The organism is Streptomyces sp. BYX5S, from assembly GCF_054724165.1.
Genome location: NZ_CM138829.1, coordinates 7,938,760 through 7,964,411 on the forward strand (window position 1 = coordinate 7,938,760; position 25,652 = coordinate 7,964,411).

Annotated in this window: 25 protein-coding genes; 19 read left to right on the forward strand and 6 right to left on the reverse strand. The window is 70.4% G+C overall.

Annotation, left to right across the window (positions count from 1 at the left end):
* Nucleotides 1–98 precede the first annotated feature (98 nt).
* The 11 genes from ACYBSK_RS35885 (at nt 99) to pstB (ending at nt 12,017) form a co-directional block, all read left to right on the forward strand.
* Nucleotides 99–521 (forward strand): GntR family transcriptional regulator, encoded by a 423-nt coding sequence (locus ACYBSK_RS35885; protein ID WP_457481422.1) that lies wholly within the window; start codon nt 99–101, stop codon nt 519–521.
* Nucleotides 518–1,414, forward strand: coding sequence for an ABC transporter ATP-binding protein (locus tag ACYBSK_RS35890; RefSeq protein ID WP_457481423.1), 897 nt, complete (start codon nt 518–520; stop codon nt 1,412–1,414). The genes ACYBSK_RS35885 and ACYBSK_RS35890 overlap by 4 nt, the downstream gene beginning before the upstream one ends.
* Nucleotides 1,411–2,406: a hypothetical protein gene (locus tag ACYBSK_RS35895; RefSeq protein ID WP_460244588.1), complete on the forward strand. Its 996-nt coding sequence runs from the start codon at nt 1,411–1,413 to the stop codon at nt 2,404–2,406. The genes ACYBSK_RS35890 and ACYBSK_RS35895 overlap by 4 nt, the downstream gene beginning before the upstream one ends.
* Nucleotides 2,403–3,350 (forward strand): ABC transporter permease, encoded by a 948-nt coding sequence (locus ACYBSK_RS35900; RefSeq protein WP_457481425.1) that lies wholly within the window; start codon nt 2,403–2,405, stop codon nt 3,348–3,350. The genes ACYBSK_RS35895 and ACYBSK_RS35900 overlap by 4 nt, the downstream gene beginning before the upstream one ends.
* A gap of 201 nt (nt 3,351–3,551) precedes the next feature.
* The gene (locus ACYBSK_RS35905; RefSeq protein ID WP_457481426.1) at nt 3,552–6,014 is read left to right on the forward strand and encodes an RNA degradosome polyphosphate kinase; all 2,463 of its coding nucleotides are present in this window, start codon (nt 3,552–3,554) and stop codon (nt 6,012–6,014) included.
* A complete protein-coding gene (locus ACYBSK_RS35910; RefSeq protein WP_460244589.1) occupies nt 5,995–7,161 on the forward strand; it encodes a CHAD domain-containing protein in 1,167 nt (388 codons plus the stop codon). The genes ACYBSK_RS35905 and ACYBSK_RS35910 overlap by 20 nt, the downstream gene beginning before the upstream one ends.
* Nucleotides 7,158–7,601: an NUDIX hydrolase gene (locus ACYBSK_RS35915; RefSeq protein ID WP_457481428.1), complete on the forward strand. Its 444-nt coding sequence runs from the start codon at nt 7,158–7,160 to the stop codon at nt 7,599–7,601. Before ACYBSK_RS35910 ends, ACYBSK_RS35915 begins: the two co-directional genes overlap by 4 nt.
* Nucleotides 7,602–7,849: 248 nt before the next feature.
* Nucleotides 7,850–8,977, forward strand: a complete 1,128-nt coding sequence (gene pstS, locus ACYBSK_RS35920; RefSeq protein WP_457481429.1) for a phosphate ABC transporter substrate-binding protein PstS — start codon at nt 7,850–7,852, stop codon at nt 8,975–8,977.
* Between the two features lie 127 nt (nt 8,978–9,104).
* On the forward strand, nt 9,105–10,115 hold the full coding sequence (gene pstC / locus ACYBSK_RS35925) for a phosphate ABC transporter permease subunit PstC (protein WP_457481430.1): 1,011 nt from the start codon (nt 9,105–9,107) through the stop codon (nt 10,113–10,115).
* Nucleotides 10,112–11,194 carry a phosphate ABC transporter permease PstA gene (pstA, locus tag ACYBSK_RS35930; RefSeq protein WP_460244590.1) on the forward strand — a complete coding sequence of 361 codons (1,083 nt, stop codon included), beginning with the start codon at nt 10,112–10,114 and terminating at the stop codon, nt 11,192–11,194. The genes pstC and pstA overlap by 4 nt, the downstream gene beginning before the upstream one ends.
* Before the next feature lie 46 nt (nt 11,195–11,240).
* On the forward strand, nt 11,241–12,017 hold the full coding sequence (pstB, locus tag ACYBSK_RS35935) for a phosphate ABC transporter ATP-binding protein PstB (protein ID WP_460244591.1): 777 nt from the start codon (nt 11,241–11,243) through the stop codon (nt 12,015–12,017).
* Between the two features lie 217 nt (nt 12,018–12,234).
* Here the strand turns inward: pstB and ACYBSK_RS35940 are convergent, their stop codons facing one another.
* Both ACYBSK_RS35940 and ACYBSK_RS35945 read right to left on the reverse strand, forming a co-directional pair.
* Nucleotides 12,235–13,233, reverse strand: coding sequence for an inorganic phosphate transporter (locus ACYBSK_RS35940; protein ID WP_457481433.1), 999 nt, complete (start codon nt 13,231–13,233; stop codon nt 12,235–12,237).
* Nucleotides 13,234–13,242: 9 nt separating this feature from the next.
* Nucleotides 13,243–13,863, reverse strand: a complete 621-nt coding sequence (locus ACYBSK_RS35945; protein WP_356375837.1) for a DUF47 domain-containing protein — start codon at nt 13,861–13,863, stop codon at nt 13,243–13,245.
* Nucleotides 13,864–14,071: 208 nt separating this feature from the next.
* On the opposite strand from ACYBSK_RS35945, the gene ACYBSK_RS35950 reads away from it, so the two are divergent.
* Nucleotides 14,072–14,431, forward strand: a complete 360-nt coding sequence (locus ACYBSK_RS35950) for a metal-sensitive transcriptional regulator (protein WP_457481434.1) — start codon at nt 14,072–14,074, stop codon at nt 14,429–14,431.
* A gap of 141 nt (nt 14,432–14,572) precedes the next feature.
* On the opposite strand, the gene ACYBSK_RS35955 is transcribed toward ACYBSK_RS35950, so the two are convergent.
* Both ACYBSK_RS35955 and ACYBSK_RS35960 read right to left on the reverse strand, forming a co-directional pair.
* A complete protein-coding gene (locus tag ACYBSK_RS35955; RefSeq protein WP_457481435.1) occupies nt 14,573–14,800 on the reverse strand; it encodes a hypothetical protein in 228 nt (75 codons plus the stop codon).
* Between the two features lie 152 nt (nt 14,801–14,952).
* Nucleotides 14,953–15,801 carry a hypothetical protein gene (locus ACYBSK_RS35960; protein ID WP_460247165.1) on the reverse strand — a complete coding sequence of 283 codons (849 nt, stop codon included), beginning with the start codon at nt 15,799–15,801 and terminating at the stop codon, nt 14,953–14,955.
* 120 nt (nt 15,802–15,921) lie between these two features.
* On the opposite strand from ACYBSK_RS35960, the gene ACYBSK_RS35965 reads away from it, so the two are divergent.
* Together ACYBSK_RS35965 and ACYBSK_RS35970 are read left to right on the forward strand one after the other, a co-directional pair.
* Nucleotides 15,922–16,074 (forward strand): hypothetical protein, encoded by a 153-nt coding sequence (locus ACYBSK_RS35965; protein WP_457481436.1) that lies wholly within the window; start codon nt 15,922–15,924, stop codon nt 16,072–16,074.
* Nucleotides 16,075–16,143: 69 nt separating this feature from the next.
* The gene (locus ACYBSK_RS35970) at nt 16,144–17,709 is read left to right on the forward strand and encodes an FAD-binding oxidoreductase (RefSeq protein ID WP_460244592.1); all 1,566 of its coding nucleotides are present in this window, start codon (nt 16,144–16,146) and stop codon (nt 17,707–17,709) included.
* A gap of 81 nt (nt 17,710–17,790) precedes the next feature.
* On the opposite strand, the gene ACYBSK_RS35975 is transcribed toward ACYBSK_RS35970, so the two are convergent.
* The gene (locus ACYBSK_RS35975; RefSeq protein ID WP_457481438.1) at nt 17,791–18,519 is read right to left on the reverse strand and encodes a phosphatase PAP2 family protein; all 729 of its coding nucleotides are present in this window, start codon (nt 18,517–18,519) and stop codon (nt 17,791–17,793) included.
* A gap of 197 nt (nt 18,520–18,716) precedes the next feature.
* Complete coding sequence (locus ACYBSK_RS35980) at nt 18,717–19,727, reverse strand: C40 family peptidase (RefSeq protein ID WP_457481968.1); 1,011 nt, start codon at nt 19,725–19,727, stop codon at nt 18,717–18,719.
* Between the two features lie 356 nt (nt 19,728–20,083).
* Here ACYBSK_RS35980 and ACYBSK_RS35985 point away from each other — a divergent pair, with 356 nt between their 5' ends.
* The 5 genes from ACYBSK_RS35985 (at nt 20,084) to ACYBSK_RS36005 (ending at nt 25,650) form a co-directional block, all read left to right on the forward strand.
* Nucleotides 20,084–20,392, forward strand: a complete 309-nt coding sequence (locus tag ACYBSK_RS35985; protein ID WP_018527881.1) for a hypothetical protein — start codon at nt 20,084–20,086, stop codon at nt 20,390–20,392.
* Between the two features lie 118 nt (nt 20,393–20,510).
* Nucleotides 20,511–21,317: a hypothetical protein gene (locus ACYBSK_RS35990; RefSeq protein WP_457481969.1), complete on the forward strand. Its 807-nt coding sequence runs from the start codon at nt 20,511–20,513 to the stop codon at nt 21,315–21,317.
* Nucleotides 21,307–22,665, forward strand: a complete 1,359-nt coding sequence (locus ACYBSK_RS35995) for a hypothetical protein (protein ID WP_457481439.1) — start codon at nt 21,307–21,309, stop codon at nt 22,663–22,665. Before ACYBSK_RS35990 ends, ACYBSK_RS35995 begins: the two co-directional genes overlap by 11 nt.
* Nucleotides 22,662–24,221 (forward strand): SCO6880 family protein, encoded by a 1,560-nt coding sequence (locus ACYBSK_RS36000; RefSeq protein ID WP_457481440.1) that lies wholly within the window; start codon nt 22,662–22,664, stop codon nt 24,219–24,221. The genes ACYBSK_RS35995 and ACYBSK_RS36000 overlap by 4 nt, the downstream gene beginning before the upstream one ends.
* 16 nt (nt 24,222–24,237) lie before the next feature.
* Nucleotides 24,238–25,650, forward strand: coding sequence for an ATP-binding protein (locus ACYBSK_RS36005; protein ID WP_457481441.1), 1,413 nt, complete (start codon nt 24,238–24,240; stop codon nt 25,648–25,650).
* Nucleotides 25,651–25,652 lie beyond the last annotated feature (2 nt).

The following is a 25,652-nucleotide window of genomic DNA, read 5'->3' on the forward strand; positions in this document are numbered from 1 at the left end:
CTGACCTGCGATTTCCCTGCGAGGGGGCGGCGCCGCTTGACGCCGCCCCCTCTCTTGCATCACCCTTTCACTACTTGATTAGTGAAAGGGGGTACGGCGTGGTGCAAGGACCAGCACCCGAACCGGTCATCGAGTTCCGCATCGACCGGCACAGCGGCGTCGCCACCTACCTCCAGATCGTCCACCAGACCGAGCACGCCCTGCGGCTCGGCCTTCTCGAACCGGGGGACAAACTGCCCACCGCCCGCGAGGTCGTCGAGGCGACGGCGATCAATCCGAACACCGTGCTGAAGGCCTACCGCGAGCTGGAGCGCTCCGGTCTCGTCGAGGCCCGGCGAGGGCTCGGCACGTTCGTCCGCGCGACGCTCGGCGCGGGCACCGCCGACTCACCACTGAGGGCGGAGCTCGACGACTGGACGCGCAGGGCGCGCGAGGCGGGGCTCGACCGCGAGGACGTCGCGGCCCTGTTCGGCAGCGCCCTGGAGGCGCACTTCAGCACCACGACCAAGGGGAATTCATGAGCACGGCCATCGAGGCGAACGGCCTCGTCAAGCGCTACCGGCGGCGCGCCGCCGCGGCCCTGGACGACTGCTCGTTCCGGCTGCCCGAGGGCCGGATCAGCGCACTCGTCGGGCCCAACGGAGCGGGCAAGTCGACGCTCCTGACCATCGCGGCCGGCCTGTCCCGGCCCACGTCGGGCAGCGTCTCCGTACTCGGCGCGCCGCCCGGCACGCACCGCGCGAAGGTCTCCTACCTCTCGCAGAGCAAGCCCCTGTACCCCCAGCTGTCCGTCGCGGACACGCTGCGGATGGGCGCCGCGCTCAACCCGGGGCGCTGGGACGCCGCGTACGCGGCGAAGATCGTCGAACAGGGCGCGCTCGACCCGGCGTCGCGGATCCGCTCGCTCTCCGGCGGCCAGCGCACCCGCGTCGCGCTCGCCCTGGCCCTCGGCAAGCGCCCCGAGCTGATGCTGCTCGACGAGCCGATGGCCGACCTCGACCCGCTGGCCCGCCACGAGATGATGGGCACGCTGATGGCGGACGCGGCGGAGCACGGCACGACGGTCCTGATGTCCTCGCACATCGTGACCGAGCTGGCCGACGCCTGCGACCACCTGCTGCTGCTCGGCGGCGGCCGGATCCGGCTCGGCGGCGGCATCGACGACCTGCTCGGCGCGCACAGCCTGGTCACCGGCCGCGGCGACCTCGCTCCGCACACGGTGGTCGAGTCCCGCCCCTCCGGCCGCGGCCTCACCGCGCTGATCCGCAGGGAAGGAGCGATCGGCGAGGGCTGGCAGGTCCAGGAGCCCTCCCTGGAGGAGCTGCTCCTGGCCCACCTCCGCTCCCCCGACGCCCCGCCCCTGATCACGCCGGGCACGACGGCGGGCCCGAACCGGACGGCGGTGACCGCGTGAGCGCCCCGGCCCTCGACGGGACCCCCGCAGTGCGGCGCACCAAGCCCGGCTCCGACGGCCTGGTGTGGGCGGTCCTGCGCCTGCACCGCGGCGCGGCCTGGGTGTGGGCCGGTTACGTGGCCGTCAGCCTCGGCCTGCTGCTGTGGCTGTGGGGCCCCGGCTCCGCGGACGCCCAGTCGGCGTTCGACAAGTTCGGCTACGGCGGCGCGCAGGACAACGCGTGGCAGGGTCTCTCCGCGCTCCGGCCGCTGTTCGGCACCACCTTCGACACGCTCTTCTACGACCCGCTGACGCTGGCCCGGATCGCCGCGTGCGTCATCGCCGTCTTCGCGGCGGGACCGCTGATCGCGCGGGAACTGGAGCAGGGCACCGCCCAGTTGGCGTGGACGCAGTCCGTCTCCCCCGCCCGCTGGCTGGCCGCGAAGCTGGCCGTGCCCGGCGCGCTCATCGCCCTCGGCACGACACTCGTCGTCGTCCTCTACCGCCTCGTCTGGGACGGGCGGAACCACCTGCTGGTCGCCGGAATCGGCCCCCGCGACTTCGACTTCTCGATGGGTCCCGCGACGGTGGCGAACGCGCTGTTCGGGCTGGCCGTCGGGGTACTGGCCGCGCTGGTCCTGCGCCGCACGCTGACGGCGGCGGTCCTCGCCGGAATCGTGACCTACCTGGTCGGCGCGTTCCGCGGCAACTCCTGGCCGCTCCAGGGCAGTTACCAGCAGCCGGAGATCCCCGTGCACAGCAAGGCGATCACATCGACGGGGGCGGAGATCAGCGACCCCGGCTGCATGACGCAGCGCTGCCTCGACCAGCACGACATCACCGGCTTCACCCGGAGCTACCTCCCCTCGCCCGACTACTGGCCGCGCCAGCTCGCCGAGACCGGTGTGCTGCTCGGGCTCACCGCGCTCGCCGTCGTCGCCGCATTCCTTGTGCTGCGCCGGTTCCAACCTGAGCCCCCGACCGCTTCGCTCGCCAAGGAGGCCACCGCATGACCGCCACCGCCACCGCCTTCCCCTCCGGGCTGACCCGTCTGGTGCTGAGACTGCACCGCATCGCGGCCTGGCTCTGGATCGCCTTCGTCGTCGTGACGGCCGCGCTGCTGCTGTGGCTGTGGGGACCGGGCACCGCAGGGCTCCACGTCGTGGGGCAGTGCGACCCCGCCGTGGCGAACTCATGCATGGCGAAGGGCTCGACCGCCGACGCCTACCAGGACATCCTCAGCATCACCGACAGGCTGATCACGCTGGTGCCGGTGGCGGCCGCGGTCTACGCGGGCGGCGTGCTCCTGGGGCGTGAACTGAGCCGAGGCACGGCCCAGTTGGCGTGGACGCAGTCCGTGACCCCGGCGCGCTGGCTCGCCGCCAAGCTGGCCGTGCCCGCGGCGTTCCTGGTCGCCGGTACGACGGTCCTGGTCCTGCTGCGCCGCCTCGTGGCCGCCGCGGACCCGGGCCTCTCGGACAACCGCTGGCACGCCTCGACCCAGCTGTACAACGCCCTCGGCCCGACGGCGGTGGCGATGCCGCTGCTCGGCCTGGCCATCGGCGCGGTCGTGGCGCTGCTGACGCGGCGCACGCTGCCGGCCTCGGTGTACTCCCTGGTCGGCACGGCCGTCGTGATCGGCGCGCTCGACGTACTCCGCGACCGGCTGTGGCCCACGGTGACGGTGACCGGCGGCCTGCGCGAGGGCTACCCCTCCTTCGCGGGTGACATGACCTCGCAGGGGGCCCTCACCAGTTCCGGCGCGCGTGTCTCCGACCCGATCTGTGTGGACGACCGCGGGTGCCTCGCGGCGCACGACATCGCGGGCTTCTACCGCGAGGGGCATCCGCCGTCCCACTTCTGGCCCCTTCAGCTCATGGAGACCGGCGTGGCCCTCGTCCTCATCGCCGCGGTCACCGCCACCGCGTTCTGGCTCCTCCGCCGCCGCACCCACTAGTCCACCCCGCACCTGTGGGGCTCCGCCCCACACCCCGCTCCTCAATCGCCGGAGGGGCTTGATAAACCGGCACCGAATACGGAGCGGCACCGGGGCCCGGTGGGCCGGTTCGGGGCCGGAACCCCCGGGGGCCGCGCGGGCATAGCCCGTACGTCATGTCTCCGTAACCGTCGATTCAGACGGACTTGCGACGCTCACGGAATGCAGCCCCCCGCCCCCGGCCCCGCCGAGCCCCACGCCCACGGCGCCCACGGCTCCCTCAGCCTCGTCCCCGCATCCGCGGACGCGGCGGACGCGGTGGACGCGGTGGACGCGGTCGGCGCGCCCCAGTCGGCGTCCGCGCGGAAGAATGGGGCCATGAGCCAGCCGAACGCCGCACAGGACCAGACGGACCACACCGACACTGCTCCGGCCGCCCCCTCGGCCCCGCAGCCCCAGCCGTCCGTGGGATCGCTCGCCGCGCACCGGCCGCACCCCGTGGCCGGCGGCGAGTACGACCGGGCGGCCGCGAAGCTCGCCGGGATCGTCGCCGACATCGACGCGGACCCGGACGACTACGCGGAGGACTACGCGAACCGGGAGGACGCGGAACTCCCCCAGGGCCGCTTCCTGGACCGCGAGCGCAGCTGGCTCGCCTTCAACGAACGCGTCCTGGAACTCGCCGAGGACCCGAACACCCCGCTCCTGGAGCGCGCCAACTTCCTGGCCATCTTCGCCTCGAACCTCGACGAGTTCTTCATGGTCCGCGTCGCCGGCCTGAAGCGCCGCATCGCGACCGGCGTCGCCACCCGCTCCGCCTCGGGCCTCCAGCCCCGCGAGGTGCTGGAACTGATCTGGAACCGTTCCCGCGAGCTCATGGCCCGGCACGCCGCCTGCTACCAGGACGAGGTCGCCCCGTCCCTCGCCGACGAGGGCATCCACGTCGTGCGCTGGAACGAGCTGACGGAGAAGGAACAGGCCCGGCTCTACACGCTGTTCATGCAGCAGATCTTCCCGGTGCTCACGCCGCTCGCCGTCGACCCGGCGCATCCCTTCCCGTACATCTCGGGGCTGTCGCTCAACCTCGCGGTCGTCGTCTCGAACCCCGTGTCGGGCCACCGCCACTTCGCCCGGGTGAAGGTTCCGCCGCTGCTCTCCCGTTTCCTGGAGGCCTCGCCGCAGCGCTACGTCCCGATCGAGGACGTCATCGCCGCGCCCCGCCACCTCGGCGAGCTGTTCCCCGGCATGAAGGTCGAGGAACACCACATGTTCCGCCTGACCCGCAACGAGGACCTCGAAGTCGAGGAGGACGACGCCGAGAACCTGCTCCAGGCCCTGGAGAAGGAGCTGATGCGGCGCCGCTTCGGGCCCCCGGTGCGCCTGGAGGTCGAGGAGACCATCGACTCCGAGATCCTCAGCCTCCTCGTACGGGAGCTGAAGATCAGCGAGGCGGAGGTGTACCCGCTGCCGGGCCCGCTCGACCTCACGGGCCTGTTCTCCATAGCGGGCCTCGACCGCCCCGAGCTGAAGTACCCGAAGTTCGTGGCGGGCACCCACCGCGACCTGGCGGAGGTCGAATCGGCCTCGGCCCCCGACATCTTCGCGGCCGTGCGCAGCCACGACGTGCTGCTGCACCACCCGTACGACAGCTTCTCCACCTCGGTCCAGGCGTTCCTGGAGCAGGCCGCGTCCGACCCGGACGTCCTCGCCATCAAGCAGACGCTGTACCGGACCTCGGGCGACTCGCCGATCGTGGACGCGCTGATAGACGCCGCGGAGTCCGGCAAACAGGTGCTCGTCCTGGTCGAGATCAAGGCCCGGTTCGACGAGCAGGCCAACATCAAGTGGGCCCGGAAGCTGGAGGAGGCCGGCTGCCATGTCGTCTACGGTCTCGTCGGCCTCAAGACGCACTGCAAGCTGTCGCTCGTCGTCCGCCAGGAAGGCGACCAGCTCGTCCGGTACAGCCACGTCGGCACGGGCAACTACCACCCCAAGACGGCCCGGCTGTACGAGGACCTCGGCCTGCTGACGGCCAACCAGGAAGTCGGCGCGGACCTCTCCGACCTCTTCAACCGGCTGTCCGGCTACTCGCGCCGCGAGACCTACCGCCGCCTCCTCGTCGCCCCCAAGTCCCTTCGTACGGGCCTGATCACGCGGATCGAGAAGGAGGTCCAGCACCACCGTGCGGGCCGCCCCGCGCACGTCCGCATCAAGGTCAACTCGATGGTCGACGAGGCCGTCATCGACGCGCTCTACCGGGCCTCGCAGGCGGGCGTCCCGGTCGACATCTGGGTGCGCGGGATCTGCGCGGTGCGCCCGGGGGTGGCGGGCCTGTCGGAGAACATCCGGGTCAGGTCGGTGCTCGGCCGGTTCCTGGAGCACTCCCGGGTGTTCGCCTTCGGCAACGGCGGCGAGCCGGAGGTCTGGTTCGGCAGCGCCGACATGATGCACCGCAACCTCGACCGCCGTATCGAGGCGCTGGTCCGCGTCGAGGACCCGGCGCACCGGGCGGCGCTCGGGCGACTGCTGGAAACGGGGATGTCCGACACCACCGCCTCCTGGCATCTGGGCCCGGACGGCGACTGGACCCGGCACGCCGTGGACCCGGACGGCCGGCCCCTGCGCAACGTACAGGAGATGCTCATAGACGCCCGGAGGCGCCGGCGTGGCACAGCGACACCTTGAGTCCAGCGACCCGCGACCGGGGAGCGACGTCGATGTCCTGGGGTGCTATCTCCGCTCCCAGGCCACCGAGTTCCTGCGGGCGCTGCGCATGCACCGGGAGAGTGGGGCGGCGGGCGACACGGCGGACGCGGCGCGGGCGCTGCGGCGGGCCGCGCGGCGGATCAGCGGGACGTTGCACACGTTCCGGCCGTTGCTGGATGCGGAGTGGTCGGATGCGTTGCGGCCCGAACTGGCGTGGTTGTCCGGCACGTTGGCGCGCGAGCACGCCTGCGCCGACCGCCTCACCCGCCTGACATCAGCCCTCCACACCCTGACGAGCCCACCCGCTCCCACGCCACGGGGCTCCGCCCCGGACCCCGCTGCTCAATCGCCGCAGGGGCTGAATACACCCGGCGCCACCCCGACCGCCCCGGGCATGCGGCCGACGTCGGCCGACTTGGGCAGTCTGCCGCCAAGGGCGGCAGGGTGGGCAAGGCGGCCCCCGGTGCCGCGCACCGACACGACGGGCCCGGCCACGGCGCGGCCGCAGACACCCGCCCCGGCGCCCCGCACCGAAACCCCACCCCCCGGCAGGGAAACGCTCACGCTCGGCGCCGCCAAGGCCTCCGCCCTGCTGGAGCGCCAGCTCACCCTGGCAAGGACCCGCGCCCACAGCACCGCCCTCCAGGCCCTCGGCTCCGCCCGCTTCCACGCGGTCGCGGACAACGTCGCCGTACTGGCCAGCGACGTCCCCCTGGCCACCACACCCCCGTACCGCACCGAGCTGGAGAAACTCGCCGCGGAGGCCGAGTCCCGCCTCACGGAGGCCGTCACCACCCTCCAGCACACCAGCCACCCGTACCACGCGGACACCGACGCCTCCTGGCACCACGTACGCCTCCTCCTGCGCCTGCACCGCTACGCGCGCGAGGTGCTGCCGGACGTCCCCGTCGACGCCCGGCTCCTCGACGCGGCCGACGCCCTGAACGCCCACAGGGATGCCGCCGAGGCCGCGGCCGCCGCCGCCCACGCGGCCCGCACCCCCCGCATCGCCCCGACGACGGCCTACGCCCTCGGCGTCCTGCACGCCGACCAGCGCCACGAGGTGGCGAGCGCCAGGCTCGCGTTCGGGTACGCATGGCAACGAGAGACGGTGGGCACCCCATGACCGTGTACGACGACAACACAACGGACACGACAGTTCTCGCGGCGGGCTGCGTCCTGTGGCGCCGCGCGACGACCGCGCACACGGAGCACGGCATCGAGGTCTGCCTGGTCCACCGCCCCAAGTACGACGACTGGTCGCACCCCAAGGGCAAGCTCAAGCGCGGCGAGGACGCCCTGGCCGGCGCGGTGCGCGAGGTGCTGGAGGAGACCGGCCACGACTGCGCGCCGGGCCCCGCGCTGCCCACGGTCCACTACCTGGCGAACGGCCGCCCCAAGCAGGTGAGTTACTGGGCCGCGGAAGCGACCACCGGCACTTTCACGCCGAACCGCGAAGTCGACCGCATCAGCTGGCTCACCCCCACCGCGGCCCGCTCCCGCCTCACCCAGCCACGGGACCGCGCCCTCGTCGACGCCCTGCTCGCGGCCCTCCACACCACCTGACGGTGACGGAAAGTAGCCACACCGTCACCTAACCGGGCCGCCCGCTTAGGTTCACCCCGCGTTCACTCACGCCCATCGGCCGCTTCACCTGATCTGCCTAATTTCAGCCTTACGCGGTGCGCCCCGGCCCCCGGGAAACGCACACCGCGTGACTGAGAACCGAGTCTTTGAACCGAGACCGTCCGCAGATTTCGCACGCCGCCGCAGAGACAGAGAAGGCCGGCGGCTCCTGGAAGGAACATCCGAAGGTGAAGCTTCAGCGCAAGAACCGGCTCCGCGCCCTCTCCCTCGGCGCCATCGCCGTCTCCGGCGCCCTGGCCCTCACGGCGTGCGGCTCCGACGACACCAGCGGCGGCTCGGACGGCACGAGCCCCGCCGCGAAGGCCGGGAACATCAAGTGCGACGACGCCAAGGGCCAGCTCCTCGGCATCGGCTCGTCCGCCCAGGCCAACGCCATAGACGCCTGGCGCCAGGCCTACGCGCAGGCCTGCCCCGACGTGCAGCTCAACTACAAGCCCGACGGCTCGGGCGCCGGTGTCACCGCCTTCAACCAGGGCCAGGTCGCCTTCGCCGGTTCCGACTCGGCGCTCAAGCCCGAGGAGATCGCCGCCTCGAAGAAGGTCTGCAAGGGCGGCCAGGGCATCGACCTGCCGATGGTCGGCGGCCCGATCGCCGTGGCGTACAACGTCGCGGGCGTCGACAACCTGACGCTGGACGCCAAGACGCTGGCCCAGATCTTCGACTCGAAGATCACCAAGTGGAACGACCCGGCGATCAAGAAGCTGAACCCGGACGCCAAGCTGCCGTCCACCAAGATCCAGGCGTTCCACCGCTCCGACGAGTCCGGCACCACGGACAACTTCACCAAGTACCTGAAGGCCGCCGCCCCGGGCGACTGGAAGTACGAGGGCGGCAAGGCCTGGCAGGCCAAGGGCGGCCAGTCCGCGCAGGGCTCCTCCGGCCTCGCCCAGCAGGTCAAGCAGACCGACGGCGCCATCACGTACGTCGAGCTCTCCTACGCCAAGGACGGCGTGAAGACCGTCGACATCGACACGGGCGCGGGCGAGCCGGTCAAGGCCACCACGGAGAACGCCTCGAAGGCGATCGCCGACGCCAAGGTCGTGGGCACCGGCAAGGACCTGGCCCTGGAGCTGAACTACGCCACCAAGGCCGCGAGCGCCTACCCGATCACCCTCGTCACGTACGAGATCGTCTGCGACAAGGGCAACAAGGCGGAGAGCCTCGCCGCCACCAAGTCCTTCCTGACCTACACGGCGTCCGAGGAGGGCCAGGCGGCCCTCGCCGAGCTCGGCTACGCCCCGATTCCGACCGAGATCAACAAGAAGGTCCGCGAGACCGTCGCGAGCATCAGCTGACTCAAGGCGTGCGGGCCACCCTCCGGTTGACCCCGGGTGGCCCGCACCGTCCGGTGCACCGCCGCCAGAAGCCCCGTAGCTCTCAACCCCCGGACCGGGGGCGGGACTTCGCAGACCGGAGAACCCCATGGACATAACGACGCAATCACCGGCGCCCCCACCGGCGCCCACCGATCGCCCCTCACCCGCACAGCAGAAGCGCGCCGCCCGCGGCGCCACCCGCCCCGGAGACCGGGTCTTCCTCGGCCTCTCGCGCGGCTCGGGCATCCTGCTCCTGGTGATCATGGCCGCGATCGCGGTCTTCCTGACCTACCGCGCCTCGCTGGTCCTCTCGAAGAACGAGGGCAGCTTCCTCACCACCTTCGAGTGGAACGCGACCGCGGACCCGCCGGTCTTCGGCATCGCCGTCCTCGCCTTCGGCACGATCGTCACCTCGATCATCGCCATGGTGATCGCGGTCCCCGTCGCCGTCGGCATCGCGCTCTTCCTGACGCACTACGCGCCGAAGAAGCTCAGCGGTCCCATCGCCTACGTCATCGACCTGCTGGCCGCCGTGCCGTCGATCGTCTACGGCCTGTGGGGCGCGCTGTTCCTCGTGCCGCACATGACGGGCCTGTTCGGCTGGCTCGACCAGTACTTCGGCTGGACCGGCGTCTTCGAGTGGCAGGGCGGCGCCCCGCGCACCCTGCTGACGGTCGGCATCCTGCTGGCCATCATGATCCTGCCGATCATCACCAACGTCTCCCGCGAGGTCTTCCGGCAGGCGCCCCTGATGCACCAGGAAGCGGCGCTCGCGCTCGGCGCGACCCGCTGGGAGGTCATCCGGATGTCGGTGATCCCGTTCGGCCGCTCCGGCGTGATCTCCGCGTCGATGCTGGGCCTCGGGCGCGCGCTCGGCGAGACGATGGCCGTCGCCACGGTCCTCTCCCCCGACTTCCTGATCCACGCCAGCCTGCTCGACCCGGGCGGCGGCACCTTCGCGCAGAACATCGCCGCGAAGTTCTCCGAGGCCAACGACCAGGGCCGCGACGCCCTGATCGCCTCGGGTCTGGTCCTCTTCGTCATCACCCTGCTGGTGAACGGCGCGGCCCGCATGATCATCGCCCGCCGCAAGGAGTACTCGGGGGCCAACGCATGAGCAACGCAACCGTTCCCACGCAGAAGCCGGACGTCCCGAAGACGCCGAGCACGCTGAGCGCCGCGCGGCTGCCCCGCTGGGCGCCCTGGGCCCTCGCGGTCGGCTCGATCGCCGCGGGCTGCGCCATCGGCCTCGTCGGCGGCCTCGACAGCCGCATCCAGTGGGGCCTGATCGCGGCCCTCGTCTTCGTCGTCGCCTCGTACGGGCTCGCCGCCCGGGTCGAGGGCCGGCGCCAGGCCAAGGACCGCCTCGCGACCAGCATCGTGTGGGTCGCCTTCATCCTGGCCGTGATCCCGCTCGCCTCCCTGATCTGGGAGACGATCGCGCGCGGCATCAAGGTCCTCGACCCGTACTTCCTGACGCACTCGATGGGCTTCGTCACCTCGTACCAGGAGGGCGGCGGTATCTACCACGCCATCCTCGGCACGCTGGAACAGGTCGGCATCGCCACCGTGATCTCGGTGCCGATCGGCATCCTCACGGCGATCTACCTGGTCGAGTACGGCCGCGGGAAGCTGGCGAAGGCCGTCACGTTCTTCGTGGACGTCATGACGGGCATCCCGTCCATCGTGGCGGGCCTGTTCATCCTGTCCTTCTGGATCCTGATCCTCGGCTTCGGCTTCTCCGGCTTCGCCGGGGCGATGGCGCTGGCCATCCTGATGATCCCCGTCGTGGTCCGCTCCACCGAGGAGATGCTCAAGCTCGTCCCGAACGAGCTGCGCGAGGCCTCCCTCGCCCTGGGTGTCCCGAAGTGGCGCACGATCCTCAAGGTGGTCCTGCCGACGTCGATCGGCGGCATCACGACCGGCGTCATGCTGGCCGTCGCCCGTATCGCCGGTGAGACCGCCCCGGTGCTGCTGCTGGTCTTCGGCAACCCGCTGATCAACGGCAACCCCTTCGAAGGCCCGCAGGCCTCGCTGCCGCTGTACATCTACCAGCAGTACGCGAGCAGCGGCGGCAGCGAAGCGGCGTACGACCGCGCCTGGGCCGCGGCCCTGGTGCTCATCGCCTTCATCATGATCCTCAACCTCGCGGCCCGCGGCGTAGCCCGCTGGAAGGCCCCGAAGGCCGGTCGCTGAGGCGGCCTCCCCAACTCAGCGACGTACCGGAAGTGAAGTAACCATCATGGCCAAGCGAATCGACGTAAGCGGACTCACCGCCTACTACAGCGCCCACAAGGCGATCGAAGACATCTCGATGACCGTCGAGCCCCGTTCGGTGACGGCCTTCATCGGCCCCTCCGGCTGCGGCAAGTCGACCTTCCTGCGCACCCTCAACCGGATGCACGAGGTCACCCCCGGCGGCCGCGTCGAGGGCAAGGTGCTCCTGGACGACGAGGACCTGTACGGCTCCCACGTCGACCCGGTCGCCGTGCGCCGCACCATCGGCATGGTGTTCCAGCGCCCCAACCCGTTCCCCACGATGTCGATCTTCGACAACGTGGCGGCGGGCCTGAAGCTCAACGGCAACTACAAGAAGTCGGAACTGGCCGACATCGTCGAGAAGTCGCTCAAGGGCGCGAACCTCTGGAACGAGGTCAAGGACCGCCTCAACAAGCCGGGTTCCGGTCTCTCCGGCGGTCAGCAGCAGCGCCTGTGCATCGCCCGCGCCATCGCGGTCGAGCCCCAGGTCCTCCTCATGGACGAGCCCTGCTCCGCCCTGGACCCCATCTCGACCCTCGCGATCGAGGACCTGATCGGCGAGCTGAAGGAGCGCTTCACGATCGTCATCGTGACGCACAACATGCAGCAGGCGGCCCGCGTCTCGGACCGTACCGCCTTCTTCAACCTCGCGGCGGTCGGCCAGCCCGGCAAGCTCATCGAGATCGACGAGACGGAGCGCATCTTCTCCAACCCGTCCGTCCAGGCCACCGAGGACTACATCTCCGGCCGCTTCGGCTGACATCCGATCCCCCCGTGGTGCTGCATGGCGGTGCCACCACGGGGCCAAGAAAAGGCCCGCCCCCTCCAAGGGGGGCGGGCCTTTTCACTGCTACGGACGGGGCCGCGAACTCTGCGGGTGGGCGCGGTTCGGGTGACCATCTTGGGGGCGCGGGGAACTGCGCAACCCCAGCCACGAGGGACCGCACCCCGGCAACGACCGCCACCGGCAACACGGCCTAGCCGAAGGCCAACCACACCACCCCGTACGAAGCGGCAGCGACCAACGCCGCGGCCGGCATCGTGATGAACCACCCGAGGATGATGTTCTTGGCGACGCCCCACCGCACGGCGTTGACCCGCTTCGTGGCGCCCACACCCATGATCGCCGACGTGATCACATGCGTCGTCGAGATCGGCGCGTGGAACAGGAACGCCGACCCGAACATGATCGACGCACCCGTCGTCTCGGCGGCGAACCCCTGCGGCGGATCCAGCTCGATGATCTTGCGCCCGAGCGTCCGCATGATCCGCCACCCACCGGCGTACGTACCGGCGGACAGCATCACCGCACACACGATCTTGACCCACACCGGGATCGGGTCCTCGAAGGTCTCGTGACCGCCGATGACGAGCGCCATGACCACGATGCCCATGGTCTTCTGCGCGTCCTGCAGGCCGTGCCCGAGCGCCATGCCGGCCGCCGAGACGGTCTGCGCGATACGGAAGCCGCGCTTGGCCTTGTGCGGGTTGGACCGCCGGAAGATCCACATGATCACGCACATCACGAGATAACCGGCGACGAGGCCGATCACCGGGGACGTGAACATCGGGATGACGATCTTCTCCCACACCCCGGACCAGTAGACGGTGGTCCCACCCGCGAGGGCGGCACCGACCATTCCGCCGAAGAGGGCGTGCGAGGAGGAGGAGGGAAGGCCGAAGTACCAGGTGATGAGGTTCCACACGATCGCGCCGGCCAGGGCGGCGAACAGAATGCCCATGCCCTTGTCGCCGACGGGCGTGGCGATGATGCCCTCACTCACCGTCTTGGCGACCCCGCTGCCGAGGAAGGCCCCGGCGAGGTTCATGACGGCGGCCATGGCGAGCGCCGCACGGGGCGTCAGCGCGCGCGTGGAGACGGAAGTGGCGATGGCGTTCGCGGAGTCGTGGAAACCGTTCGTGTACGTGAATCCAAGCGCGACGCCGATCGTCACGATCAGGGAGAAGGTGTCCATGAGCCGGCCTCAGGACTCCTTCACGGCGATGGTCTCCACCGTGTTGGCCACGTGCTCGAAGGCGTCGGCCGCCTCTTCCAGCACATCGACGATCTGCTTCAGCTTCAGGACCTCAATGGCGTCGTACTTGCCGTTGAAGAGCGTCGCGAGCAGCTTGCGGTGGATCTGGTCGGCCTGGTTCTCCAGACGGTTGACCTCGATCCAGTACTCGGTGAGGTTGTCCATCGTGCGCAGGTTGGGCATGGCCTCGGCGGTCAGCTCGGCAGCGCGCGACAGGACCTCGATCTGCTGCTCGACGCCCTTCGGGAGCTCCTCGACCTGGTACAGAACGACCAGGTCGACGGCCTCCTCCATGAAGTCCATGATGTCGTCGAGGGACGACGCGAGGTTGTAGATGTCCTCGCGGTCGAACGGCGTGATGAACGAGGAGTTCAGCTGGTGGAAGATCGCGTGGGTGGCGTCGTCACCGGCGTGTTCGGCTGCCCGCATCCGCTCCGCGATCTCGGCTCGGGCGGAGGAATCCGCCCCGAGCAGTTCCATCAGGAGCTTCGAGCCCGTGACGATGTTGTCCGCGGATGCGGCGAACATGTCGTAGAAGCTCGTCTCCCTGGGGGTCAGACGAAAGCGCACGTGGGGTCCTCGGGGTGCTCTGGATTGGGTCAGGCTGATGCTAGGCGCATCATCCGGCCACGGCTAACCGGCGTCTCCCCAGTGTCGCCCATCAGGCACAGTGATCAGCACGGGGTCCGGTCGAGCCGGTACGAACCGGCAGGATCCCAGGAAAATCCGGTACCATATACCCACAGGGGGTATAGGAGACCACGGGAGGACGGACGCGATGACGACGGACGCGACGCAGACGGAACAGCCGGCTGTGCCGGACGAGGCCGAGATCGTGACCGACCACGACCGTGGCATCCACGGTTACCACCATCAGAAGGAAGAGCACCTCAAGCGGCTGCGCCGGATCGAGGGTCAGATCCGGGGCCTGCAACGGATGGTGGACGAGGACGTCTACTGCATCGACATACTCACGCAGGTGTCGGCCTCCACGAAGGGGCTCCAGTCGTTCGCGCTCCAGCTCCTGGAGGAGCACCTGCGGCACTGCGTCGCCGACGCCGCGCTCAAGGGCGGCTCCGAGATCGACGAGAAGGTCGAAGAGGCCACGAAGGCGATCGCGCGGCTGCTGCGCACGTGACGTGACCGACATCGGCGGGTGAGCCCGCACGCGAAAAGGTGGGCGCCGGATCCGGCGCCCACCTTTTCGCGTTCTCGCGTTCCGCGTTCTCGCGTTCCGCGTTCTCGCGTTCCGCGTTCTCGCGTTCCGCGTTCTCGCGCTTCAGATCCGACGGTCCCGGCCGTCGCCCGGTCCGCCGGGCCCGAGGTCCGCCCTGCTCCCGGAGCCCGGGGAAACCTCGGCGACCCGCAGCACCTCGTCGATCCGGTCCACGCTGAGCCGCCCCTCGGTGACGGCGGACGCCGCGATGATCAACTCACCGCACAGCTCGATCTCGGCGAGGGCGACGCGGTCCTGAACCGCCGTACCACCCACGGGAGCCACGTACATCACCTCTTCCCTGCCGCACGACCACCAGCCGATGGCCGACTTCCTAGAGTAGGGACCGGCTCACGCCCCGCGCATGGCACGGAAGAACCATTTCCGGCCCCCGAGAGGCCTACGTCCGAAAGCCGTTCCGGGCGGTCCCGGGCGTGCGGGGACTACGGTCCGGGCTCGGCGATCTTCCCCGCGTAGATGTCCTTCTTGGCCGGAAGTCGCACCTTCACGGGCTTGCCGAACTCCCGGTAGAGCGTGGTCGACGCCACGGCGACGTCCTCGGTCGGCCTGCCGTTGGCGAAGCTGAACCGGTGCGTGACCTTGCGGATCAGGCCCTCGTCGTCGAGGTACACGTCGAACGGCACCCGCACCGTGCGGAACCCTTTCGCCGCCGCCGCGAACGCCTCCTTGTGCACCGCCGACGCGGCCTTCGCGGCGACGCCCAGGTCCACGGTCCCCTTGTAGTGCCGGGTGGGCACGCCGGAGAGCTCCGCCTCGCCCGCCTCCGTCACGCCGCGCGCCCCGCGCAGCAGTTCGGCCGCCGCGAGCGGGTCGGTGGCGCCGCCGGTGACCAGGTTCCCGTCCGTCAACGTGGTGGTGTCGACGCGCACCCACTTGTCGGCGGGCACTCCGGCGCCCCTGTTCTTCATGTAGAGGGCGCCGGGCGCGAGCAGTTCGGTGATCGGCCGGTGCTCCTCGGCGCCCGCCGCGTCCTGCGGCAGCCGCACCCGCAGCTCGCCGAGGCCCTCGCGGTAGTCGTAGACGCCGTCGCCGTGGATGGTGACGCGGGTGCCGCCGCTGGCCATCTCCATCGACGTCCGCGCGAAGGAACTGCCCTCGCGCACCAGGCGGTCGGCCGCCTGGCGCACGGTCTGCGTCGGATCCGCGTTCCGGTCCCCGGCCTCGGCGCCGCCGCCGCATCCGCCGGTGCCCGCCACCACGCCGACCACCGCGACGGTCGCCACCGCCGCCCGTACCGAAGCCGCCGGGCTCCCGTGCTGCTGCCCCACCATCGCTGGTCTGACCCCCATGCCTGTCCGTGGGTGTGCGGCCCCCTGTCGTCGGGGTTAACGACGAGTAGGGTCGACCGTCACGCGAACGGGGGGTTTACATGGGGTCGCTACGGTGGCCGCGTGGCACAACAGCAGCAGTCGCACACGACCACCATCGTTGAACAGGGACGTTTCTGCCTGGCCCGCTGCACCTGCGGCTGGCGGGGACCCGCCAGAAGGGCGCGCAGCAAGGCCCGTTCGGACGCGGAGGACCACCTCGGCACGGCCGGCTGACGGAACCCCCGGCTCCCGGAAGACGTCTCGTACCTCGGGAAGCGACAGGCGGCCGAGGGAGATGGCGGCATGGAACGGCGTACGTTCATCACGGCTTCGGCCGTGGCACTGACGGCGGGCGCGGTGAGTGCCTGCTCGGCGGGCGAGGGCTCGGCGTCGTCCGCCTCGTCCTCGGCCCCGGTGCGCTCCACCGGCGCGAGCGCGTCCAGCACGGTACGGGCGGCGGCGGATCTCGCCGGGCTCGCCAAGGACCTCGACGGCTCCCTCATACGCCCCGGGCAGTCGTCCTGGGCGGCCGCCCGCCAGCTCTACAACACCCGTTTCGACGCGCTGAAGCCGAGCGCCGTCGCGTACGTCGCGGGGCCCGACGACATCCGTACGACCCTCGCGTACGCCCGCGCGCGCAAGGTGCCGCTGTCGATACGCAACGGCGGGCACTCGTACGCGGGCTGGTCCTCCGGCGACGGCCACCTGATACTCGACGTCTCCCGCATGAAGTCGATCCGCGCGTCGGGGAGCGGGGCGGTGGTCGGCGCCGGCGCGAAACTCATCGACGTCTACCGGGCGTTGGCGGACAAGGGCGTCACGATCCCGGCGGGCTCCTGCCCCACGGTCGGCGTCTCCGGCCTCACGCTCGGCGGCGGCCACGGGGTGGTGTCGCGGGCGTACGGCCTCACGTGCGACAGCCTGACGCAGGCGACGCTGATCACCGCCGACGGCAAGGAGATCACGGCGAGCGCGTCGTCGCACAAGGACCTCTTCTGGGCGCTGCGGGGCGCGGGGAACGGGCAGTTCGGTGTCGTGACGGAGCTGCGCTTCAAGACCCACCCGGCGCCGCAGGGGGTGTCCGCGTACATGTCCTGGCCGTGGTCGAAGGCGGTGACGGTGCTGCGGGCGTGGCAGAAGTGGGGCCCCGACCAGGCGGACGAGATCTGGTCGTCGCTGCACATCGCGGGGGCGGCGGGGGGCGGTCCGACGGTCTCGGTCGCGGCGTTCTCCCTCGGCTCGTACACGGAGTTGCAGAACGCGGTGGACCGCCTCGCGGACGGCCCCGGCGGCCCCGGCCCGGCGTCCTCGGTCTCCCTCAAGCGACGCTCGTACGAGGAGTCGATGGAGGTGTACGCGGGCTGCTCGTCCTTCACGGACGACGCCCAGTGCCACCTGCCCGGCGCGACGCCCGGCCGTGACGCGGCGGGGGCGTTGCAGCGGGAGACGTACGCGGCGGCCTCCGACTTCTTCGACCGGAACCTCTCCGACGCGGGGGTGCGGACGCTCCTGAAGCAGCTGGAGAACGTGACGTCCGGCGCGGGTTCGGTGGCGCTGACGGCGCTCGGCGGCGCCATCAACCGCGTGGACCCGACGGCGACGGCGTTCGTGCACCGGCGCTCCCGGATGCTCGCGCAGTACATCGCGTCGTGGCGGGCGGGGTCGTCGGGCTCCGCGGCGCGGGGGTGGCTGGCGGACGCCCACGCCTCGATGCGTCCGTACGCTTCCGGGGCGGCGTACCAGAACTACGCGGATCCGGCCCTGAAGGACTGGAAGCGTGCCTACTACGGTGCGGCCGGTCCCCGCCTCACGAAGCTGAAGCGCACGTACGACCCCACCGGCCTCTTCACCTTCCCGCAGTCCCTGTGACGCACCCCGGCTTACGCACCGGGGGCTCCGCCCCGGACCCCGCTGCTCAATCGCCGCAGGGGCTCACCATGCGGAAAGCGGCTACGCCGCCAAGTCCCGCTCGCCCGCCGCCTCGGCGGCGCCCCGCGCCTCGGGGAAGTCGACCGCGGAGGCGACCCGCTTCGGGTCCCAGACCAGGCGGGAGACGAACCGCGAGGACGACCGCCCGACGGCCCGCGCGAGCGGTGTCAGCAGGGCGGACGCCAACGGCGACAGCAGCAGCGCGACGGCCGTCCCGAGGGCGAACCCGCCGATCACGTCGGTCGGGTAGTGCACGCCCATGAACACCCGGCAGAAGCCCTCCAGCACGGCCAGCCCGATCGCGGCGAGCCCGAGCCTGCGATGCGCGATGAAGAGCCCCGCCCCGATGGCCATCGCCAGCGTCGCGTGATCACTCACGAACGAGAAGTCCGTCTTGCCCTTGACCAGGACCTCGAGCCCGTCGTGGTCCATGAAGGGCCGCGGCCGCTCCACGAACGACCGGATCGGCACGTTGACCAGCACCGCGACCCCGGCCGCGAGCGGCGCCCACACGACGGCCGCCACGGAGGACGCCGCGTCGTCCAGCGAGCCGCGCTTGCGCGCACCCCACCAGCACCACACCACGACCAGCACGAGAGCCAGCAGGATCCCGTACTCGCCGACGAACCCCATGGTCCGGTCGAACCAGCGCGGAGCGTCGTCCGCCAGGCCGTTGATGTCGTAGAGCAGCGAGACGTCGGGGTTGGATCCGGATGTCGCGGGCGCTTCGAGTGCCACGAGTCCAGCCATAGTTCAGCGGCCCCTTCGTCTTCAGCCACCCCCGTGGTTGTTTTCGGTTCAGGTAGAGGAACGCACGCCCTCGCCTTCTACGTTCCACAATCCACCGAACGATCACCCAGACGTTATCGAAGAGAAATACAAACCCGCAGCTCAGGGCCACGGAATAACAGAGAGTTCCAGCCAACCCGCGCCGCGCCCGGCCGGACTCAGACCTCCGGCGAAGCGGTCGGAAGCGCCTTCGCGCCCTCTTCCGTGACCCGCGTCGCCCCGAAGTAGTCGGGAGTGTCGATGGGGTCGAAGCGGATGACCGCGCCGGTCCGCGGCGCGTTGATCATGTATCCGCCGCCCACGTAAAGGCCCACGTGGCGGATGGCCCGGCTGTTGGTGAGGTCGTCGGAGAAGAACACGAGGTCCCCGGGCAGCAGCTCGTCCCGCTTCGGATGCGGCCCCGCGTTGTACTGGTCGTTGGCCACACGCGGCAGCTCGATCCCCACCGTCTCGTACGCCGCCTTGGTCAGCCCCGAGCAATCAAATCGGCCATCTTGCTCCGGCGTGCCGTTGCCGCCCCACAGATAGGGCGTGCCGAGCTTCTTCTGCGCGAAGGTGATCGCGGCGGCGGCCTGCTGCGAGGGCGCCACGCGGCCGACCGGCCTGGCGAAGGACTTCTCCAGCGTCGTGATGACCTTCACGTAGTTCTGCGTCTCGCGGTACGGCGGCACGCCCCCGTACTTGATGACGGCGTACGAGCCCGCGTTGTAGGCGGCGAGCATGTTCTCCGTCTTGTCGCCGGGCGCGTCCTTCACGTACGAGGCGAGCTTGCAGTCGTAGGAGGCCGCCGACGGGATCGCGTCGTTGGGGTCCCAGATGTCCCGGTCCCCGTCCCCGTCCCCGTCCACGCCGTGCGCGGCCCAGGTGCCCTCGATGAACTGGGCGATCCCGTACGCCTTCGCCGGCGACTTGGCCTGCGGGTTGAACCCGCTCTCCTGGTAGAGCTGCGCGGCGAGCAGCGCCGGATTGATCGCGGGGCACAGATTGCCCCACTTCTGCACGAGCGACTGGTACGCGGCGGGCACGGCCCCCTTGGCGAGCCCCACGGCCCCCTGCCCCACCCCGTTGCTCAGGCTCCCGGCCGCCATGTACGTCCCGAAGACGAGCAGCGCCACGAACCCGGTGCCCCCGGCGACGGCAGAACCCGCGAGCATCCACGCCTTACGCACCGTCAACCGCCCTTCCGCACAGGGAAGTCCGGCCGCGACCGCCGGCCGGACACACAAGCGCTCAGTTTACGGGCGGACACACCTCGCTGTCGGCGACCGCCCCGAAGTATCCGCGATCTCTCCGCGATGAGCCTTCATTGCCCGGCGTGACCAGGCGTGATACACAGAGTGACCATACGTTCCTTCGCATCCGGAACCGCCTCTCGGGGCGGTCCCTCAGCCATGGGAGCGTAGGAACTCGGCCAAGGAATGGCGCCAAGTGTGCAGGCATCGGAGCCAATCTGGGCAAGAATGGGTCTGACCTCTGCGCTGCGTCAGAGGCGACAGAACTACCCACATGGGGCGGTGAGTTACACATGCTGCTGGCAGCCGAAAAGGGCGACATCACGACCATCATCGGCGGGATCGCCCCGGACTGGGGCCCGTTCGGGAGCCTGGGCAACGAGGCACGCGTGATGATCGAGGTGGTGATGGCCGTGGCCATCCTGCTCTGTCTCGGCATCGCGATCTGGGGCGCCGCCAAGCAACGGATCGGGGCGACCGCCCTGCGCGACACCTTCAGCGCCGAACAGGGCAAGGGCCTGATCATCGCGGGCCTGACCGGCGTTTTCATCATCGGCTCCCTAGGCACGCTCTTCACCATCGTGTACGGCATGGCCGTCTAGCTCCCGGCTGAGGTTGCGTCTCCCTGATGTCGAGTCACCACACCGCGCCCGCGCGGAAACCAGCACGGCTACCGTCGTATGCGGTGGATCGGCGAAAGGTTGAGGGGGCGTGCGCGCTATGAGTCCGGACGGTCGGCACGACGACGACCTCTACGGGGGTACCGGGCAGACCCGGACGCGGCTCCCGGAGGGTCCCGACGGCTATGGCGGCGCCCGCAGACCGAGCCGCTCACCGTCCCGGTCACTGGTGATGGTGATCGGCGTGGTGGTGCTCCTGGTCGCCGCGATCGCGTTCGCGAACCGTGGAGGTGACGGTTCCTCAGGCGACGCGGGCCCCTCCGGGTCGAAGGCGGACGCGGCCCCCACGGCCCCGTCCGGCACGAAACCGGTGGCCTCCGGCTTCGCCCACGACGAGCAGGGGGCGCAGTCGGCTGCCGCGAATTATGCGGTGCGGCTCGGCGGCGACGGCATGTTCAACGCCGACCGGCGGCACGACATCGTGGACGAGCTCTACACGCCGGCGGCCGCCGCGAAGCTCAAGGGCCCGATGGACAAGGCGTACTCCACCGCGTTCCTGAGCAAGGTGGGCCTCGACGCGGACGGGAACGCCCCGAAGGGCAGCACCTTCGTCTCCCGCTCCCTGCCCGTCGGCACGAAGACGCTCCGGTACGAGGACGACTCCGCCAAGGTGTCGGTCTGGTACATGGGGCTCCTCGGCATCGCCGGCACCAGCTCGACCAACCCGGTCACCACGTCGTGGCAGACCTGGACCTTCCAGCTCCAGTGGACCGACGGCGACTGGAAGATCACCTCGGACTCGCAGAAGAACGGCCCCACGCCGGTCCCCGGCGACGACCGCGCCTCCACCTCCGACGACATCAGCAAGGCCATCGAGGAGTACGGAGGGTTCTCGTATGCCCGGTAACCCACGCCGTGCGCTGCGGCTCACCGGCCTCGTCGCCGGTCTCCAGGCCGCGGCCGTGCTCACGGCCACCCGCGCCTTCGCGGATCCCGAGCCGGACGACGGCCGCTGCGACCTGATCGTCGGACGCGCCAGGGAGATCTGCGAGCGCGGCGAGGACAACGGGGGCTCGGGCGGCAGCACGGGAGGCGGCGGCACCAGCGACGTCACCAACCCCCTCGACCCCCTCTCCAGCCTCGCCAAGGGCTGCGCCGACGCCGCGTCCTGGACCGTCGACCAGCTCAGCGACGCCGTGCAGAAGACGGCCAACGTCGACTTCACCAACCCGAAGTTCCTCCAGCAGTACGCCGTGGTGTTCGCCGCCTCGACGATCCTCACGCTCGTGCTGTGGCTGCTCGCCGTGGCCAAGCGCGCCGTGCGCGGCGTACCGCTGATGACCGCGATCTCGGAGGCCGTGGGCTTCCTGTGGCTCACCGTGCTCGCGTCGGCGTTCACCCCGCTGATCCTCTACACGGTGGTCTCCGCGGCGGACGGGGTGTCCGACATCCTCGCCAAGGCCACCGGCAACCAGACGGACGCGTTCTTCGGGACGTTCTCCGAGGCGCTCAAGAAGGGTGACGGGATCGGCGGCGGTCCCATCATGCTGATCGTCGTCTCGCTGGTGTCGATCGTCGCGGCGGGCGTGCTCTACCTGGAGCTCTACCTGCGCGCCGTGCTGCTGTACGTGGGCGCGCTGCTCGGCGTCGTCGTGTACGCCGGGCTCGTCGACAAGAACCTGTGGGGCCATGTCCGCCGCTGGGTCGGCATCATGGTCGCGGTCATCCTCGTGAAGCCGGTCATCGTGATCGTGCTGGGCCTCGCCGGTGCGCTGTCCTCCAGCGACGACGGCCCGGACGCGCTCGCCGCGGTGGTCTCCGGCCTCGCCATCGTGCTGCTCGCCATCTTCGCGAGCGGCATGATCTACCGCTTCGTGCCGGGCTTCGGCGACGAGATGGCCAACGTACGCAAGAACCGGCTCATGCAGGGGGCCGAGGGCAAGGCCGCCGCGGTGATCAGTTCCCCCGCCGCGCTCGTCTCGCAAGGCATCAAGACCCACAGCGCCCGCCAGGACAGCGGCGGTTCGGGTGGCGGCGGCGCGTCCCAGGCCCGCCCCGCGAACCCCGCGTCCGGCGGTGTGGCCGCGCACGGCACGCGGCACGGCGCGGCCGGGGGCGGCGGCGGAACTGTCCCCTCCGCCGCACCCCCGCCCCGTACGAGTCCCACGAACACCCCGCACGCGAGCAACGACCGCGGGAGCAAGAGCGGTAACACCGGCAAGAACGGCAACTGGCAAGGAGGTGCAGGGCGTTGACGACCCAGTCCCACGTGTCCCCTCCGGTCACGCCCCGCCGTACATATCTGATCGGCCGCGCGCGGCCGAACGCGATCGTCGGCAAGAATCGTGAGTCCGGCGAGATCGCCGTGATCGTCGTGGGCGCGTTCCTCGGCATGATGTGCGGACTACTCGTCCCCGTCCTCTCACTGCGCATCGTGCTGCTCACGGGCTTCCCGATGATCGCGCTGGCCGCGGTCTACGTCCCGTACAAGAACCGCACGTTCTACCGGTGGTTCGAGATCAACCGCAGTTACAAGCGGCAGCTCAAGCGCGGCACCACCTACCGTTCGCGCAGCATGGAGGCCGGCACCCGGCTCGACGGGCGGGAGGTCGAGATCGGGCCGCCGCCCGGCATCGGCCGGCTGACCTGGCTCGCCGCGCCGTTCGGGCCCGACGAGATCTGTGTGCTGCTGCACGCCGACCGGCGCACCGTGACCGCCGCCATCGAGATCGAGGGGCCCGGCGTCGGGCTGCGCGACTCGGAGGACCAGGAGGCGCTCGTCGACCGGTTCGGGACGCTGCTCAAGCACGTCGCGAACGGCGACGGCTTCGTGACGCGGCTCCAGATGCTGGCCCGCACCCTGCCCGCCGACCCCGACGCGCACGCCAAGGACGTCGCGGTCCGCGGCGACGACCGTTCGCTCGGCTGGCTCCAGAAGTCGTACGACCAGCTCCAGTCGATGGTGTCGACGAGCAGCGAGCAGCACCGCGCGTACCTCGTGGCCTGCATGCACTACACGCGCGACCTGGCCGCCGAGGCCAACGCGATGGCCCGCGCCACCCGCCCCAAGGGCGGCAAGAAGATCGACCGGGACGCGGGGCTCGCCGTCGTCATGGCGCGTGAACTGACCGACATCTGCTCGCGGTTGCAGGAGGCGGACATCCGCGTGCGGCAGCCGCTCGGGCAGGGCCGCCTCGCGTCGCTCATCCACTCCATGTACGACCCCGACCACCCCATCGACCACATCCAGGCGATGTCGAAGCGCAACGCCTGGCCCGCCGAGCTCGACGCCATGGAGCCGACGTACCTCCAGGCCAAGACGCGCGAGTCGACGACCCGCGCGCCCTGGTGCCACGCCACGGCGTGGGTGAAGGAGTGGCCGATGACCCCGGTGGGCGTCAACTTCCTGGCGCCGCTCCTCGTCCACACCCCGGACGTGATCCGCACCGTCGCCGTGACCATGGACCTGGAGCCGACGGAGGTCGCCATCGAGCGGATGCTGACGGAGAAGACGAACGACGAGGCGGAGGCGAGCCGGCAGGCGAAGATGAACCGGACCGTCGACCCCCGCGACATCGCCGCCCACGGCCGTCTCGACCAGCGCGGCGAGGACCTCGCGAGCGGCGCCGCGGGCGTCAACCTCGTCGGCTACATCACGGTCTCCTCCCGCAATCCGGACTCGCTCGCCCGCGACAAGCGCACGATCCGTGCATCCGCCGGCAAGTCCTATCTGAAGTTGGAGTGGTGCGACCGAGAGCACCACCGGGCGTTCGTGAACACCCTGCCGTTCGCCACCGGCATCCGACGGTAAAGGGGAAAGTGCGCTGATGCGGGACCCGCTGTCGCTTCTCACGGACGCCTTCACCTCCTTCCTCTTCGGGAAGGTGGAGACCACCCGCCTGCCCGTGCGTACCTCCACGGGCCAGGCCCAAGCCGTCTATCTGCCGACCGCGGCCCCCGGCCTCGGCGACTCCGGCGTGATCATCGGCCGCGAGGTCTACTCCGGCAAGGGCTACATCTACGACCCCTTCCAGCTCTACGGCCAGCAGCTCCCGGCCCCCCACTGGCTGGTGCTCGGCGAGTCCGGCAACGGCAAGTCGGCCCTGGAGAAGACGTACGTACTGCGGCAGCTGAGGTTCAAGGACCGTCAGGTCGTCGTCCTCGACGCGCAGGGTGAGGACGGCGTCGGCGAGTGGAACCTCATCGCCGAGGAGCTGGGCATAACTCCCATCCGGCTCGACCCGACAGCCGCCCTCGACATGGGCATCCGCCTCAACCCCCTCGACCCGGCGATCACCTCGACCGGCCAGCTCGCGCTGTTGCGCACCATCATCGAGGTCGCCCTCGGGCACGGCCTCGACGAGCGCTCGGGCTTCGCGCTGAAGGTCGCGCACGCGTACGTGAACGAGACGATCGTCGAGCGCCAGCCCGTCCTGACCGACATCGTCGAGCAACTGCGCCACCCCGAACCGGAGTCGGCGGAGGCCATGAACGTGGCGCTGGAGGACGTACGGGCCTGGGGGCTCGACGTCGCCCTCGTCATCGACCGGCTCGTCGACGGTGACCTGCGCGGCATGTTCGACGGCCCGACGACGGTCGGCATCGACCTGGACGCCCCGCTGATCGTCTTCGACCTGTCCCACATCGACCGCAACTCCATCGCGATGCCGATCCTCATGGCCATCGTCGGAGTGTGGCTTGAGCACACCTGGATCCGCCCCGACCGGAAGAAGCGCATCTTCCTGGTCGAGGAGGCCTGGCACATCATCAACAGCCCGTTCGTGGCCCAGCTGTTCCAGCGCCTGCTGAAGTTCGGCCGGCGCCTCGGCCTGTCCTTCGTGGCGGTGGTCCACCACCTGTCCGACGTGGTCGACGGGGCGGCCGCGAAGGAGGCGGCGGCGATCCTGAAGATGGCCTCCACGAGAACGATCTACGCCCAGAAAGCGGACGAGGCCCGCGCGACGGGCCGGGTCCTGGGCCTGCCCCGCTGGGCGGTCGAGATCATCCCCACCCTCTCCCCCGGCATCGCCGTCTGGGACGTCAACGGCAACGTGCAGGTGGTCAAACACCTGGTCACCGAGACCGAGCGGCCCCTGGTCTTCACCGACCGCGCCATGACGGAGTCGTCCTCCGAGCAGTTCCTGGACGACGCGCTGGAAGCGGCCGAGCTGGAGGCAGAGGAGCGGGCGGCGGCGTTCGTGGAGCAGCGTCTGGGCGGCTCCGAGTCCACGGTGGCGTGACG